At 31.7% G+C, this 15520-nt stretch carries 18 protein-coding genes and 3 tRNA genes; 7 read left to right on the forward strand and 14 right to left on the reverse strand.

Annotated elements, in window-relative coordinates; translation table 11 throughout:
- Nucleotides 1–11 precede the first annotated feature (11 nt).
- Together rbfA and N5D46_RS01480 are read left to right on the forward strand one after the other, a co-directional pair.
- Nucleotides 12–371 carry a 30S ribosome-binding factor RbfA gene (gene rbfA, locus N5D46_RS01475; protein WP_280048982.1) on the forward strand — a complete coding sequence of 120 codons (360 nt, stop codon included), beginning with the start codon at nt 12–14 and terminating at the stop codon, nt 369–371.
- Complete coding sequence (locus N5D46_RS01480) at nt 371–1555, forward strand: FtsX-like permease family protein (protein ID WP_280048983.1); 1185 nt, start codon at nt 371–373, stop codon at nt 1553–1555. Before rbfA ends, N5D46_RS01480 begins: the two co-directional genes overlap by 1 nt.
- Before the next feature lie 54 nt (nt 1556–1609).
- Here N5D46_RS01480 and N5D46_RS01485 read toward each other — a convergent pair whose 3' ends face one another.
- The 9 genes from N5D46_RS01485 to guaA form a co-directional block, all read right to left on the reverse strand.
- Complete coding sequence (locus N5D46_RS01485) at nt 1610–3436, reverse strand: hypothetical protein (protein WP_280048984.1); 1827 nt, start codon at nt 3434–3436, stop codon at nt 1610–1612.
- Between the two features lie 8 nt (nt 3437–3444).
- A complete protein-coding gene (locus N5D46_RS01490) occupies nt 3445–4002 on the reverse strand; it encodes a C40 family peptidase (RefSeq protein ID WP_038334631.1) in 558 nt (185 codons plus the stop codon).
- A gap of 44 nt (nt 4003–4046) precedes the next feature.
- Nucleotides 4047–4589, reverse strand: a complete 543-nt coding sequence (locus tag N5D46_RS01495; protein WP_038334626.1) for an RNA polymerase sigma factor — start codon at nt 4587–4589, stop codon at nt 4047–4049.
- Nucleotides 4590–4670: 81 nt separating this feature from the next.
- A tRNA-Gln gene (locus N5D46_RS01500) sits at nt 4671–4741 on the reverse strand.
- A gap of 40 nt (nt 4742–4781) precedes the next feature.
- Nucleotides 4782–4852: transfer RNA gene (locus tag N5D46_RS01505), tRNA-Gln, on the reverse strand.
- A gap of 92 nt (nt 4853–4944) precedes the next feature.
- A tRNA-Gln gene (locus tag N5D46_RS01510) sits at nt 4945–5015 on the reverse strand.
- A 145-nt stretch (nt 5016–5160) separates the two neighbouring features.
- A complete protein-coding gene (locus tag N5D46_RS01515; protein ID WP_280048985.1) occupies nt 5161–6333 on the reverse strand; it encodes a hypothetical protein in 1173 nt (390 codons plus the stop codon).
- Between the two features lie 153 nt (nt 6334–6486).
- Nucleotides 6487–7056 carry a xanthine phosphoribosyltransferase gene (gene xpt, locus N5D46_RS01520; RefSeq protein WP_115001284.1) on the reverse strand — a complete coding sequence of 190 codons (570 nt, stop codon included), beginning with the start codon at nt 7054–7056 and terminating at the stop codon, nt 6487–6489.
- A gap of 73 nt (nt 7057–7129) precedes the next feature.
- A complete protein-coding gene (gene guaA / locus N5D46_RS01525) occupies nt 7130–8662 on the reverse strand; it encodes a glutamine-hydrolyzing GMP synthase (RefSeq protein ID WP_115001285.1) in 1533 nt (510 codons plus the stop codon).
- Nucleotides 8663–8830: 168 nt separating this feature from the next.
- Here guaA and N5D46_RS01530 point away from each other — a divergent pair, with 168 nt between their 5' ends.
- Both N5D46_RS01530 and N5D46_RS01535 read left to right on the forward strand, forming a co-directional pair.
- Nucleotides 8831–9586 carry a glycerophosphodiester phosphodiesterase family protein gene (locus N5D46_RS01530; RefSeq protein ID WP_125349032.1) on the forward strand — a complete coding sequence of 252 codons (756 nt, stop codon included), beginning with the start codon at nt 8831–8833 and terminating at the stop codon, nt 9584–9586.
- 33 nt (nt 9587–9619) lie between these two features.
- The gene (locus N5D46_RS01535) at nt 9620–10102 is read left to right on the forward strand and encodes an N-acetyltransferase (RefSeq protein ID WP_280048986.1); all 483 of its coding nucleotides are present in this window, start codon (nt 9620–9622) and stop codon (nt 10100–10102) included.
- 37 nt (nt 10103–10139) lie between these two features.
- Here N5D46_RS01535 and mtgA read toward each other — a convergent pair whose 3' ends face one another.
- The 5 genes from mtgA to N5D46_RS01560 form a co-directional block, all read right to left on the reverse strand.
- Complete coding sequence (gene mtgA / locus N5D46_RS01540) at nt 10140–10811, reverse strand: monofunctional biosynthetic peptidoglycan transglycosylase (protein ID WP_280048987.1); 672 nt, start codon at nt 10809–10811, stop codon at nt 10140–10142.
- 93 nt (nt 10812–10904) lie between these two features.
- Nucleotides 10905–11420 carry a c-type cytochrome gene (locus N5D46_RS01545; protein WP_219034713.1) on the reverse strand — a complete coding sequence of 172 codons (516 nt, stop codon included), beginning with the start codon at nt 11418–11420 and terminating at the stop codon, nt 10905–10907.
- 111 nt (nt 11421–11531) lie between these two features.
- Nucleotides 11532–12446: a 23S rRNA (adenine(1618)-N(6))-methyltransferase RlmF gene (gene rlmF, locus N5D46_RS01550; protein ID WP_038332349.1), complete on the reverse strand. Its 915-nt coding sequence runs from the start codon at nt 12444–12446 to the stop codon at nt 11532–11534.
- A gap of 67 nt (nt 12447–12513) precedes the next feature.
- On the reverse strand, nt 12514–12771 hold the full coding sequence (locus N5D46_RS01555; RefSeq protein ID WP_038332351.1) for a chaperone modulator CbpM: 258 nt from the start codon (nt 12769–12771) through the stop codon (nt 12514–12516).
- A gap of 4 nt (nt 12772–12775) precedes the next feature.
- Nucleotides 12776–13675 (reverse strand): J domain-containing protein, encoded by a 900-nt coding sequence (locus N5D46_RS01560; protein WP_114999547.1) that lies wholly within the window; start codon nt 13673–13675, stop codon nt 12776–12778.
- Between the two features lie 208 nt (nt 13676–13883).
- On the opposite strand from N5D46_RS01560, the gene N5D46_RS01565 reads away from it, so the two are divergent.
- From N5D46_RS01565 to N5D46_RS01575, 3 genes are read left to right on the forward strand one after another with little or no spacing between them, the layout of a single operon-like run.
- Nucleotides 13884–14828, forward strand: coding sequence for an ADP-ribosylglycohydrolase family protein (locus N5D46_RS01565; RefSeq protein WP_280048988.1), 945 nt, complete (start codon nt 13884–13886; stop codon nt 14826–14828).
- 51 nt (nt 14829–14879) lie between these two features.
- Entirely contained in the window at nt 14880–15101 is a 222-nt protein-coding gene (locus N5D46_RS01570) for a VF530 family protein (protein WP_038332359.1), read from the forward strand.
- The gene (locus N5D46_RS01575) at nt 15101–15487 is read left to right on the forward strand and encodes a hypothetical protein (protein ID WP_219034715.1); all 387 of its coding nucleotides are present in this window, start codon (nt 15101–15103) and stop codon (nt 15485–15487) included. The genes N5D46_RS01570 and N5D46_RS01575 overlap by 1 nt, the downstream gene beginning before the upstream one ends.
- Nucleotides 15488–15520 lie beyond the last annotated feature (33 nt).

The following is a 15520-nucleotide window of genomic DNA, read 5'->3' on the forward strand; positions in this document are numbered from 1 at the left end:
AATGAATAGAATTGGATAGCAATAGACAACAAAAAGTAAGTAAATTATTTCAAGAAGAATTAGCAGAAGCTTTTAGAAAATGGGCTGTAAAGGAATTCCCTGGAAATTTGATTAGTGTTACAGAAGTAAAAGTAACACCAGATTTGAGCGTTTCTAAAATCTATGTAAGTATTTTTCCAAGTACTCAAAAAGACGAAATTTTCAAAGAAATTAGAGTGAATACACCATTATTTAGAGGAATTTTATCAAAAAGTGCTTCTAAGCAAATGCGTGTTACACCAGAATTAATTTTCATTTTAGATAATTCGTTAGACGAAATGGATAAAATCGACAAAGCGCTAAGAGGAGAAGGAAATAATCCAATCTTATAATGAGAAACATTTCACTTTACATTGCGAAACGCTACATTTTTTCGAAAACGAATACAAACGCTGTAAACATTATTACATCGATTGCTGTTGGTGCTATTCTGGTTGCTACAGCGGCTTTATTTATTATTTTATCCGTTTTTTCGGGATTAGAAAAAATGAATTTAAAATATTATAGCAATGTAAATCCTGAAATTAAAATATCACCTTCGAAAGGAAAAGTATTGGACAGTTTAACTTTTGTTGTGGATCAATTAAAGCAACAAAAAGATGTCAAAGCTTTTTCTAAAATCATCGAAGAAAAAGTCTACATCGATTACAAAGGAAAGCAAGATATTGCCTATTTGAAAGGTGTTGACGAAAATTTCACCAAAGTTACACGTTTAGATACGGTAATTTATGGTGGACAATATTTAGATTTTAATCGCGATGATAATTTTATTGTTTCGAATGGAATTGCAGAGCGTTTGCAACTTTATATCGATCCGATAACGCCAGCAGATTTGATGATGCCAAAAGCTGGAACAGGTCTAATAAAACAAGAAAGCGATGCTTTTACACGCAAAGATGCGTACAGTGTTGGCGTGTTTATTTTGAACGAACAATACGACAAACACATATTTACGACTTTAGGTTTGGCGCAAGAATTATTGTTGTTAAACGAAAATCAATGTTATTCGATTGAGGTAAAAACGACTGGAAAAAAATCGTTTAACGAAGTAAAAATTCAACTTCAAAAAGCATTAGGTTCTCATTATAAAATCGAAACCAGACAAGATTTAGATTCAGCATTCTTGAAAGTAATGAATATGGAAAACTTAATCAGTTACTTGATTTTTACGTTAGTCATTATCATTGCATGTTTCAATTTGGCAGGAACAATTATTATCTTGATTTTGGATAAAAAGAAAGAAATTCAGACGATGTATAGTTTTGGATTATCACGAAAAAATATTCGTAATATTTTCTTCCAAACTGGTTTTATTATCACCTTTATTGCGATGACAACAGGTTTATTAATCGCCTCTGTTATTGGATTATTACAAATAGATTTTGGTTTGGTTATGGCTTCGCCAACTGTTCCGTTTCCATTTATCTTTTCTGTCGAAAACTTTGTTGCAGTTATTGTAACTGTTTTAGGTTTGGGAAGCTTGGTTTCGTGGATCGTTTCCAGACAAGTGAAATAAAAAATATTAAGACATAAAAAAAGCTTGAAGAAATCTTCAAGCTTTTTTTATACTTTAATCCCACCTATTCCAACGAATGTAATTTGGTTTTGAGAAGTCGAAATCCATCATTTGGAAATCTCTATTATCTAATAAATTTGTCTTGATTAGATTATCACCTTGTCCAGGAATTGAAGGATAATACGACAATGAAAAACGAATATTATTAAACACAAAATAATCATTTGTCAACATCACACCCAAACTAAAACGCGAATAAATTGGGTTATTATTCAGTATAAATTTTTTGTTATCTCCAATTGCCGCAACCATCGCATTGAAAAATGGCGAAATACGAAATCCTAAAAACTCGTAAGGCGTATAAGATTGCAATTGATACTCGAACATTAATTTCTGTTGACCTGTTAATCCTCTATCCGATTTGAAACCTGCCATTCCCAAATAATCATGTTCATGAAGCGAAAGTTGATCCGCAGGAGAATCTAAAAGATCATGTCCCAAAAGATAATTAGTTTTCATGAAGTTTCTGAACTTCCATTTTCCCCAATTTATCAACTTTGCCATATATTGTAATTCTACAGACAGCGTTTTTTGTTCAAATTTTCCTTTATTAAAAAATCCTCCAAACTCAACTCCAAATCCCCAAAAACCGGTATTTAAAAAACCTCCAGCAGAAGCTTTTCCGCCAAGATAATAACGATCAGTTTGACGAATATTTTGAATTCCTCCTATAATGCCCAATGATTTCCCTATCGCAATATCTTCTTCAATATCATAATTGAAAATATATTTTGTTTTGATATATCGTTTTGAAGAAATTCCTATCCCTACTAAATAATTCGTTTGGTCAGAAAAAAAGTTCACAGGATCGTTTTCTGGAGTTGGTGTTTCGGTATAAGATCGATCATAAAATCGCCCTGAAACAATAAAATTGGTAATATTTTCTGAATGACCATCATCAATTCTAAACGCTCTTGCCAACCAATAATCTTGGTAATTATATTTGAAATGGTTATCAACCAAAATAGGTTTTTCGAAATCTAATGAATCTTTAAAATACACTTGTCCAACCGAAACTCCACCTGCATAATGTGCTAATGGCGAATAAAAAGGTCGTACAAAACTGATTGATTTTGTATAATGATTATCTTCATTTTTGAAATAACGTACATTCCCAATAATTCGAGTTTGGGCAATATTTGGTACCGTATAATTAAATTGATATAACGAATTTCCTGTTTTGTAATTGTGACGGTAACGATTATCAAACACATGTCCTAAACCTAAAAAATTTCGCTCTCTAATGCGAATTCCAGCTTTTGAACTCGAAACCGAACCTGTAATAAACATACTCCAAGAGTCAATTGAATTGACATATAAATCAACCGAATCATTCCCGACAGCTTCTTCCTTAATCTCTACTCGACGAATAGAACGATTGGTACGTATTAAACGCTCAGATTCAGCTGCTTTTACAGAATCATATTTATCTCCTAGTTTCAGCAACATATTTTGACGCAACACAAATTGCTTAGATTTCCCGTGTAGTGTATTTCCAGTTCTTTCAATCCATTTTGTCGGTTTTCTTGTCGTGTCCTGCAAAGAATATCCGAAAGGGTCTTGTGTTTTGTAGTAAATATTTCGAATAATTTTTCCTTGATATTTTCCATCACCTACATTATTATTGGGCAGAATAGGAAAACTCGTTGGTTTTTTCTTGAATAATAATTTTTGGTAAAACTTTCTAAACTTAGAATGATTTTTATTCTCAATTCTAACTGTATCAATTTTGACACTATCTTCTTGAGCATTAACAACTATGGATAAACTAAAAAATAGTAATCCAAAAAAAGTTAATAATATAGTTCTTTTTTTAAGCACACGTCAAGTTATAAAAGTCTAACCGCTTTTACAAATCTAGTTTTCCAATAATTTTCATCAAGGGAAGAAATGATGACACCTTTCGAAGTTGAAGAATGTACAAAACTGATTGATCCGTCATGATTAATACTTTCTACAATACCTACATGAGAGATTGAATTTCCTGAAGTATTAAAAAATATTAAATCACCTATTTTAACATTTTCGATTGTAATTTCTTTTCCATATTCAGCTTGATCACTCGAACGACGAGGCAATTCTAAATTCATTTCCTTGAAACTTACATAAACCAGTCCCGAACAATCGAAACCTGTTTTCGTAACTCCACCATATTTGTAAGGTGTTCCTAAGTAAGATTTTGCCGTTTTTAGAATTTTATTTATATCACGAGGCGCACTATCATCAGCATTTTTAGAACGAAAAACCTCTGTAGATTCGTTTTTTTTGGAAGAAGTATAAACTTTTTTAGAACCAGTTTTCTTATACGAAGTTACTTTACTACTTCCACAAGACGTCAAGAATAAACTTGCGATAATAATTGTTGTAAGGTATATGTGCTTCTTCATTTTCGATCCAGTTTTCTTCAACAAATTTTCAACGAATAAATTTACTAAATATTATCTTGCATCACCTCTGTTAACAATTGTTTGGCTCTTAAAAGACGAACTTTAACATTTGGTAAGGTCAAATTGAGTTCTTCAGCAATCTCTTTGTATGTTTTATCTTCGATATAACGCAATTCTATAATTTTTTGATAAGGTTCTCTCAATTTTGCAATAGCTTTTATCAGCGTGTCATTATCTTGTTTTAAAATCAAATGTTCTTCTGGCGAAGGATGATCTTCTAAAATTTCTAAAAAATTGGTTTCATCATCAAGAGAAATATTCAGTTTTGGAGATCTTCTGATATGATCAATCATCGTATTATGTGCGATAGAAATTACCCAAGTCGTAAAGTCAAAATCTTCGTTATATAATTTCAATTTTGTAAAAACCTTCGTAAACGTTTCTATAGCGATATCTTCGGCTTCTTCTTCGTTTCTAATCTTAGAAAATACATAATGATAAACTTTGTTCCACAAAACCTCTATCACTGCGTTCTGAGCATTTCGTTTCCCTTTTTTAGCTTCTAAAATTATGTCCTCTAATGTCATTTACTAAATCAATTATGATAAATATAACAAAATATATAGTATAAAAAAAGCTTCAATAAAAATATTGAAGCTTAAAATCTGTAGACCCACAGGGATTCGAACCCCAACTAGCGGCACCAAAAACCGATGTGCTACCGTTACACCATGGGTCTGTCCATGATTATTATGTTAAAAATTGAAAAGAAAAAATTGTAGACCCACAGGGATTCGAACCCCAACTAGCGGCACCAAAAACCGATGTGCTACCGTTACACCATGGGTCTGACTAAATTTTATTTCAATTTTTGCAACTTTTCTCTTAACTAGGTTAGATAAAAATGCCTCAACAATTGCTTATCGAGGCATAAGACTTTTGTAGACCCACAGGGATTCGAACCCCAACTAGCGGCACCAAAAACCGATGTGCTACCGTTACACCATGGGTCTATGTCTTAATTGCTGTGCAAATATAGAAAGGTTTTTTAATTCACCAAAACTAATTTTACAAGTTTTTAGCTAAAACAGACGTTTTATGTGATAAGCTATTGAAAATGAATTTTAAAAAATGATTAAATTTTTTACATTTTTTTTATCAAAGCTTCATACGGATGATTTCGTTCTTGAATTTACGTTTCAAATCTTGCCCACAATCAAAAATCATTTGCTCATTTGATGGAAATGGAGCTGGTCTTCTACCAATCATATTTATATAATCTCGATCCAAAGAACGTCGATCACCTTTGTAAGTTCCGTAAGAATCTCTAAAAATAAACTGACTTGCTAAATTTTTAGAATCGATGGCTTGTTCTTTTTGATTATCGATCAAATAATATTTTGCCGTAATTGCAGCTTCTTTGATACGTTGTACTTCTTCGAATCTACTTTTTACTGTAATATAACGATCTACCATCACGGGTTTTCCGTCTTTATCTTTTACCACTACTCCATTTTGCACCAATTCTTCTTTACCATCAACAATTTTTTTCTCAAAATTATGCACCTCAATTTTTTCTCGTTCAGGTGAAACATTTATCGTCTCAAAACTTAATTGAATTACATAATCATACGAGCTATTTAGTTTTCCTGTGTAAAATTCAGTCCAATTAGAATCCAATCCATATGAGTTAAAATCTAACAAATCTTTCTCTAGTAGTTTAGGAATAACAACTTCGGTGTTGTTTACCAATTGTACCAAAACTTTATACATTCCGTTTGTGCGAGCGGTATTCATCAAACTACGAGTATCTTTATAATTAGAATAAACACTTTCTAAAACTTGAAACTTTTGATAGGCCGTTTGCGCATTCAATTTTCCTCCTTGATTTAGAAAAGATTTTGCATCATCGTACAAAAATTGCGCATATTTTTCTTGAATCGTTTTATAAGCTGCTGAATAATCTTTGGTTTTGAAATTATAGGTTTTCCCGCTAATCGATCTTCCATCAATTCCAGCAATCGTTTTTTGTCTTTCTTGCAAACGATTAATAATTTGATACGCTTCCTGATATTTAGAAGGATTAGTCAACGTTTCAATTTGTTTTAATCTATTTTCATCTTCTTGCTGTCCTTTATGATAAGCTTCAAAAATTAATGGAACATATTTGATTCCATTTTTCTCCGATGGATTTTTGAAATAAGCTTGTGTAGATTGCTCAAAAGCTTGCTTAAAATTACCAGAAACTAATGCTGAATTCGCCGTTTTGTACGAATTGCAAGCTGTAAATAGTAAGATTGTAAGTGTTAAAGCAAGTAATTTTACTTTCATATGCGTCTAAATATGGTTTTTCCTAAGAAAAAGAAAATTGAGATAGTAATATTGTTGCTATAAATAAAGTTTTTTTCATAATAGTAAGTGTTTAATTTATTTCTAAGTTAATCTTTAAAATTATAAAAAAATAAATTTAACAATTTTGTCAAATTATTTGACGAATTCAATTGAATCTTCAGCAAGCCAATCAATACGAACGAGAGATTCTACTCTCACTCCCTGATCTATCAATCTCTCTCTTCCTTCTTGAAATGATTTTTCAATGATGAATCCCATTCCTACCAAATCAGAACCTGCTTGTTTTATTAAACTTTTAACACCTAAAGCTGCATTTCCATTCGCTAAAAAATCATCAATAAAAATAACATGATCATTTTCATTCAAAAATTGACTACTTACGCAAACATCGTACGTTCGGTCTTTCGTGAATGAATACACTTGCGACGCATAAAAATCTGCCATCGTTTTAGGTTTTGCTTTCTTCACAAAAACAACAGGCAAATTCAATTCTAATCCAACCATAATCGCTGGTGCAATGCCACTCGCTTCGATTGTAATGATTTTATTAATGTTTAAATCCGAAAATCGCTGGACAAATTCCAACGCAATTGCTTTCATCAGAACAGGATCCATTTGGTGGTTGATAAAACTATCAACTTTTAGAATTCCACCATCGAAACTTTTTCCATCCTTCAGAATTCTTTCTTTTAAAAGTTCCATTTAATATTTAGTTTTTTAAAGTTTACATAGAAAAAAAGCCAGCACATTGGCTGGCTTTGATATATTTTTTAGCTTATTCCCACTCGATTGTTGCTGGTGGTTTTGAGCTGATATCGTAGGCTACACGGTTAATTCCTTTTACCTCATTGATAATTCTATTCGAAACTAATTCTAAGAATTCGTAAGGTAATTTTGACCAAGTTGCTGTCATAAAATCAATCGTATTTGCAGAACGAACAACCGCCGTATATTCGTACGTACGCTCGTCTCCCATTACACCAACAGATTTTACAGGTAATAAAACCACGAAAGCCTGAGAAACTTCGTCGTATAAATTATGTGCATAAAGCTCGTCAATAAAAATTTGATCTGCTTCTTGTAAAATTCTAACTTTTTCTTCGTCTACTTCACCTAAAACACGAATTCCTAAACCTGGTCCTGGAAATGGATGACGGTAAACTAATTCACGAGGAATACCTAATTCTACTCCAACTTTACGAACCTCATCTTTGAATAATTCGCGTAATGGTTCTAATAATTGAAGTTTCATATCTTCTGGTAATCCACCAACATTGTGATGCGATTTGATTGTTGCAGAAGGTCCTTTTACAGATTGCGATTCGATTACATCAGGATAAATAGTTCCTTGTGCTAAGAATGCTGCATCTTCAAATTTATTTGATTCTTCATCAAAAACAGCCACGAAATCTTTACCAATTGATTTACGTTTTGCTTCTGGTTCATCGATACCTTTCAAGTTTGTTAAGAAACGTTCTGAAGCATCTACCATTTTGATGTTCATGTTGAAGTGCTTTCCGTAATTTTCCATTACTTTTTTCCCTTCATCTTTTCTCAATAAACCAGTATCAACAAAAATACACGTTAATTGATCGCCAATTGCACGATGAATTAAAACCGCTGCAACAGAAGAATCAACACCTCCTGAAAGTCCTAAAATTACTTTTTTATCACCAACTACTTCTTTTATACGAGCAATTTCTGTTTCGATAAAATCTTTTAAAACCCAATTCTTTTCAGCCTGACAAATATTGAAAACAAAGTTTTCTAACATTGTTGAACCATATTCTGAATGTGTAACTTCTGGGTGAAATTGTACCGCAAAAATCTTTTTATCTTCGTTTGCGATTGCTGCAATATCTATATTTGATTTTCCTGAAATTGTAAATCCTATTGGCGCTGTCATCACTTCATCGAAGTGACTCATCCAAACTGTAGATTGTTCTGGAACTCCTGCGAATAAACTGTTTTGAGCTAAAACTGTTAATTCAGATTTTCCATATTCTCCTTTTTCACCATTTTTAACTTCTCCACCTAAAAGATGAGAAATTAATTGCATTCCGTAGCAAATACCTAAAATCGGGATTCCTAATTCGAATAATTCTTTTTCAACCAAAGCAGCCTCTTCTCCAAAAACTGAAGAAGGTCCTCCTGATAAAATAATTCCTTTTGGATTGTGTTTTTTGATTTCTTCGATCGAAGTGTTGTAGGGAATAATTTCTGTATAAACTCCAAATTCTCGAATTCGGCGCGCGATTAATTGATTGTATTGCGAGCCAAAATCTAAAATAATAATTCCTTGCGTCATTGTGTTTGTCTTTGTGCAAAATTAAGTGAAATTCGGCGCAATCACAATTTTATTCACGTCATTTTTCATTCTTTTAGGTAGATTTTTATAGTTTTCCAAGAACTTAATATTTTCATAACTTTAAAACCGATTAATCGAAATAATTTTACCTTGAAAAAACAATTCATCATGAAAAAAATTATATTTACTGCCTTAACAACCTTTATGCTTACAAACATGGCAAATGCTCAAAAAATTATTGCTCATCGTGGTTATTGGGACACCGAAAACAACGCAAAAAATTCAATTAAATCATTAAAATCTGCACAAGAAATTGGTGCTTATGGTTCTGAATTTGATGTATTAATTAGTGCTGATGATGTTTTGATGGTGAATCATGATGATCATTACCAAGGTCATACAATCGAAACTACAAATTCTTCTCTTTTAAAAACGTTGAAATTAGCTAACAACGAAAATATGCCAACTTTAGAAGAATATTTTGAACAAGGAAAAAAGAATAAGAATGTCAAATTAATTTTCGAATTAAAACCTCACTCATCAAAAGAAAATGAAGATCGTGCAGTAAAAAAAGCGATTGAAATCATCAAAAAACATAAAGTAGAAAAACAAGTTGAAATCATTTCATTTAGTAAAAATATTTGTGATGAATTTAAGAAATTAGCACCAAAATTTCACGTTTCTTATTTAGCCGGAGATTTGTCTCCTCAAGAAGTAAAAGAGAGAAATTGGAATGGAATTGATTATCATTACAGCATTTTTCAGAAAAATCCTACTTGGGTGAAAGAAGCGAAAAACTTGGGATTATTGGTTAATGTTTGGACAGTTAACGACCCAAAAGTGATGCAAGAAATGATCGATATGAAAGCTGATTATATTACAACTGACAAACCTTTGATTTTAAAAGAAATTTTGACTAAATAAATTAGTATATTTAGCGGAATAAGAAATCATTTTATGCCTCAACTTAATTCATTCGAAATCTATTCATTTACAACATTGAACCAAATTCATAAAGAGTATATTTTTAAAATTTGGAACAATGAATATCCTATTAATCTGACTTTTGAGAGTTTACAGGACACCGAAAATTATTTGAATAGTTTGATTGATGCAAAACATTTTTTTGCTGTAGATGAAAACAATCAAATGCAAGCTTGGGCGGTAATTTTTGAAAGAGATTATGAGAAATGGTTTGCAATAATTGTGGATAGCGAATTGCATCAAATTGGTTTAGGACGTAAAATTCTTAATCGATTAAAAACATTTTCGACAGAACTAAATGGTTGGGTAATCGATCATGAAAAAGATACAAAAGCGAATGGAGAGCCTTATCGTTCTCCGTTGACTTTTTACATGAAAAACGATTTCAATTTACTGCCTGAAACTCGTTTAGAGTTAGATAAAATTTCTGCAGTTAAAATTAATTGGAGAGAGTAATAAAAAAAGAGAAGCTTATTAACTTCTCTTTTCTATTTTATTCTCCTAAAACCTTTTCCAAATCAGTGCTTCCTTGTATATTTCGCATTTGTCGCTCGATATGACTAGCGCGTCTACTGATAAAAGACGAAGGCGGATTCACATTATATTTTCGAGGCAATGGCAAAGCTGCTGCAATTCGAGCCGCTTCATTTTTAGTTAAATCTTTAGCAGGCTTATTAAAATAATATTCAGAAGCTGCTTCAACACCAAAAACACCAATTCCCATTTCAGAAGTATTCAAATACATTTCTAAAATACGTTGTTTGCCCCAAATTTTTTCGATCATAAACGTAAAATAAACTTCCAATCCTTTTCTCAACCAAGAACGACCTTGCCACAAAAACACATTTTTCGCGACTTGTTGAGAAATCGTAGAACCTCCACGAAGTTTTTTACCTTCTTTATTCTTTTCAATCGCTTCCTGTATTCCATCCATATCAAATCCATTGTGCACAGGAAATTTTTGATCTTCAGAACCAATTACAGCCAATTTTATATTTCGTCCCATTTCGTCATAGGAAATATAATCGCGCTTAAATTTTCCTTGTTCAAAACCTTGCTGAACTTGCGTAATCGTGAACGGCGGATTAATCCACTTTAACACAACAATGTATACAAGATGAGCTACAAAAAGATAAAGTACAACCTTACGAATAAATTTAAACATTTTATTTCTTTAAATTATGAAAGCAAAGTTATACGATTTATTGAATTTTGAAAATAAAAAAAGCTCCAAAAATGGAGCTTATATTTCTATTCTTTATTTTTTCTCAACTTTCGTTGAACCAGATGCCGGAGCTAATTTTTCTTTTGCAACATCTTTCACGTTTTTTAACTCAGCGTTTACAGGCTCAATCAATGATTTTGTAGGACTTTCATTTCCTCTGTGACACATTACACATGTTACAACATTGATCATTTCAGGATTTTTTGCATTTTCCCAATTGAAATTTTTCGCGTTAATATCACGTGTCATTACAATCATATGACGTGCAAATTCCTTTTCTTTTTTTGCATCACTTGCAAAATCCATCTTTTTCGTATCTGGATTTTCGGCGTGGCAAAAATTACATTTCACTCCTAAAGCAGCGTTGTATCCGCGCATCAAACCTTTCAAACTATCTTCCGAAATGTTTTGTGGTAACACTTTTAGATTTTTCCATTCTGAACTTGAAATTGCTTTTCCTGTGTCAATTTGACGAGAAGTCGTAAACGAAAAAATACTAAACATCAACGCTACAACTACCAAAGAAACCATTATTCTATTTGTTTTCATTTGTAATAATTTTGTTTATAAAAGGTAAAACAAATCTTAAACTGAATAAACCCTTCAGAAAAATTTGGAATAATTTTAAATAAAACCTTTAATGAATTAAAAATAAATCAATTAAAATCTCCAAACTAGTAAACGCGAAATTTTATTCCCTTGTTGCATATTTACAATTCGGTAATCTCTTACTTTTTCACGTTTCAAAATACCTTCCAAAATTCGAACATTTTCTTTCTTAGAAACCAATGTTGTAAACCATTTTACTTGATGTTTATAATCCGCACTTTCTTTTATCATTTTCGTGATAAACAGACGCTCTCCTCCTCTACACCAAAGCTCAGAATTATTCCCACCAAAGTTTTGAATTGGTTTTTGATCAGATTTTTGACCTAAGTTTTTCAGTTTACGCATTGTTTGCTCCATCACTTCTTGATTCGATCTAAAAAATGGAGGATTACAAATTGTAATATCAAATTTTTCGCCTTGTTTGATGATTTTTTTGAAAATATTGTTTGGATTAAATTGCATTCTAATCTCAACTTTGTTACGTAATCGAGCATTTTTCTTGACAATTTCTTCCGCATTTTTGAAAGAAGCATAATCCAACTCTGCGCCAACAAAGTTCCAGTCGTATTCGTAATTTCCAATAATCGGATAAATACAATTCGCTCCAACACCAACATCCAAGACTTTTACATCTTTTCCACGCGGAATTACACCATCAAAACTTTCACCCAAAATATCGGCAACATAATGAATATAATCGGCGCGACCAGGAATTGGTGGACACAAATTATCTTTTGGCAATTCCCAATAATCAATATCATAATATGTTTTCAACAACGCTTTGTTCAACGCTTTTACAGCTTCTCTATCCGAGAAATTAATCGTTGGTTCGTTCTCTTTATTGGGTTTGATATATTTGGAAAGTGGGGAATAAATCGCACACAATTTTTCGAAATTATAAGGCGCTAAATGACGATTGCGCGAATGTAATTTTTTTAATTTACTCTTCTTTTCGGGAGTATTCATACAAAAATATTTATGCAAAAATAAGACAACCTTTGCAGTTTTCTGCAAAGGTTGTTTTTGAATTCGTTTATTTTAATTGTTTTTGTAGCGTTTCGATTTGTTTCAAAAGATGATGAATCACTTCTAAACCTTCTATATTAACGCCCAAATTATAATGAAATTCAATAAATCGTTCGATTAATTTCAAATCATTTTCTTCGATAAAATATTCTTGGTTACGCTCGTGCAAAACAACCAAATCATTTTTGTACAAATCAATCACAAATTGAGGTTCAATCTGATGATATTTACTAAACTGAATAACAGATATCGTTATATTTTTCATGGTTTTAAGCTTTTTTAAGTGAACGTAATTTCTCGAATAATTCTTTTTCTTCTGCTGATAAATTAGTTGGAGTTTTTACTGAAAATGTCACATACAAATCTCCAAATTGATCATCTTTCTTATAAATTGGTAAACCTTTTCCTTTCAATTTAACCTTTTTATTATTCTCTGTTCCTTCTTTTATTGGAACTTTCACTTTTCCAGAAAGTGTATCAATCATCGCTTCTCCACCCAAAATTGCATCGTATAAGTCGATTTCAACAATTGTAGATAAATCTGCTCCATTAACTTCAAAAGACGTATTATTTTCGATATGAAACGTGATATACAAATCTCCATTTGGACCATTGTTATAACCTTTTCCTCCGTGACCTTTTATCTTAATCGTTTGCCCATCTTCTACTCCAGCTGGAATTGTAATTCGTATATTTTTACCATTCACCGCAAAAGTTTGTTTGTGCGAAGTCAATGTATCTGTCAAATTTAGTGTCAAACTGGCATTAACATCTTGCCCTTTATAACCTGTTGATCTACTCCTTCCTTCGCGTCCAAACATCGAACTGAAAAAATCTGAATAGCCATCAAAATCACCAAAACCTTCAGCTCCATCAAAATCGCTATTACTATATTGATATTGTTGCTGTTGTTGTTGCTGACGAGCTTTTTCATATTCTTCACCATGTTGCCAATTTTCTCCATATTTATCGTATTTTTTACGTTTTTCTGGATCGCTCAACACTTCGTTTGCTTCATTTAATTCTTTAAATTTCTGTGCAGCTTCATCGTTATTTGGATTAAGATCGGGATGATACTTACGTGCCAATTTCCGATAAGCTTTTTTTATCTCATCTTGTGATGCGGTCTTTTGCAGACCTAATGTTGTATAATAATCTATAAAAGCCATAGTAATTAATAAGTTTGTGCCATAATTTAATCAAAATCAGTTCCAATTTTTTCAAAACTGACAATACGACTTATTCTTTTTATTCATTATAAAATTTTTAATATTTTATCTAAAATGAATAAATTTATTATGATTAATTTATAAATTTTCAAAAATAATTTGGATATATTCAAAAAAAACAATTATTTTTCATTTATAAAAGAAGGTTATGAATAGAAGAAATTTTTCGAAAAATATATTAATTGGATCGGCGGTTGGTGACGCATTAGGAGTTCCTGTTGAGTTTAAAAGCAGGCAATATCTGCAACAAAATCCTGTAACCGATATGACGGGTTATGGAACATACAATATGCCTCCTGGCACTTTTTCTGACGATAGTTCGATGATGTTTTGCTTGGCAGAATCCTTGTGCAATGGTTATAATGTAAATGATATTGCAGAAAAATTTCAGATGTGGATGCATGAAGGTTATTGGACGGCTGACGGAGAAGTGTTTGATGTGGGAATTTCTACACGAAAAGCAATAAATCGTTTACGAGTTGTAAAAAATCCAACCGAAGCTGGTTCTACAGCCGAATCTGATAATGGAAATGGGTCGTTAATGCGTATTCTTCCTTTAGCAATTTTTACAAAAGATTTATCGATTGATGAACGTTGTGAAATCGTCAAAGAAGTTTCTTCTATCACGCATGCGCACAATCGTTCTGTTTTGGCGTGTATTTATTATATTGAATTTGCGTTGAATGTTTTGGATTCCGAAAATTTAGAAGAAGCTTATCTGAATACAAATTTTTGGTTAAAATTATTCTTAGAAGAAAATGAAATTTATAAAAACGAATTTCAATATTTCGAACGAATTTTAAGTGGAAAACTAATTGATTTAAAAGAAGATGAAATTAAATCAACTGGTTATGTTATGGATAGTTTAGAAGCTTCTATTTGGTGTTTGCTACATACAAGTTCGTATAAAGATTGTGTTTTGAAAGCGGTGAATTTAGGACATGATACCGATACAATTGCTTGTATTGCTGGTGGAATTGCAGGGATTTATTATGATGCAGAAACAATTCCGACCAATTGGATTGAGCAATTAGCGCGAGTGAATGATATTTTACATTTAGCAGAACAATTGGAAGAAAAATATGAATTTTAGAAAGCTTGAACTATTCTAAATTCACCAAAAACATTTTCGTAAATTTGCAAAATGGAAAGTCAAAAAAATAATCCATTACACGGAAAACGTTTAGACGATATTATCGAAGAATTAGTAATTTATTACGGCGGTTGGGAAGGTTTGGGAAATCAAATTAACATCAGATGTTTTAATGATAATCCAAGTTTGAAATCATCGTTGAAATTTCTTCGAAAAACAGATTGGGCACGTGCAAAAGTAGAAGAATTGTACATTAAGAAAATTGCAAAATAATGAGTGCAACTATTCTTGAAGAAAAGATTTTTATTGATTCTGAGCTCTTAACCAATATCGAAGAAGAAAGTCAGGTTATTATACATTGTTGTATGGCGGCAGATGAATATGCAAATGCTGCACGTATTTGGCCTTCTACTTTTATTATTGATAATCAATCAGGAAAACGTTGTCAATTGGTTTTTGCGGACGGAATTACGATGTATCCAAATTGGACGTATATCGAAGAAGGTTCGTCTCTCAATTTTACTTTAATTTTTAATGGTTTGCCAAAAAGTTGTCAATCATTTGATTTAGTCGAAATTATTCCGCAAGCTGGAGGATTTGAATATCGAAAAATAAATCGAAATAAAAGCGATGTTTATCACGTCGAATTTTCAGAATAAATTAAAAAAAATGCGTTTCATTTGAAACGCATT

Source organism: Empedobacter sp. GD03865 (assembly GCF_029840775.1).
Lineage (GTDB): Bacteria > Bacteroidota > Bacteroidia > Flavobacteriales > Weeksellaceae > Empedobacter > Empedobacter falsenii_B.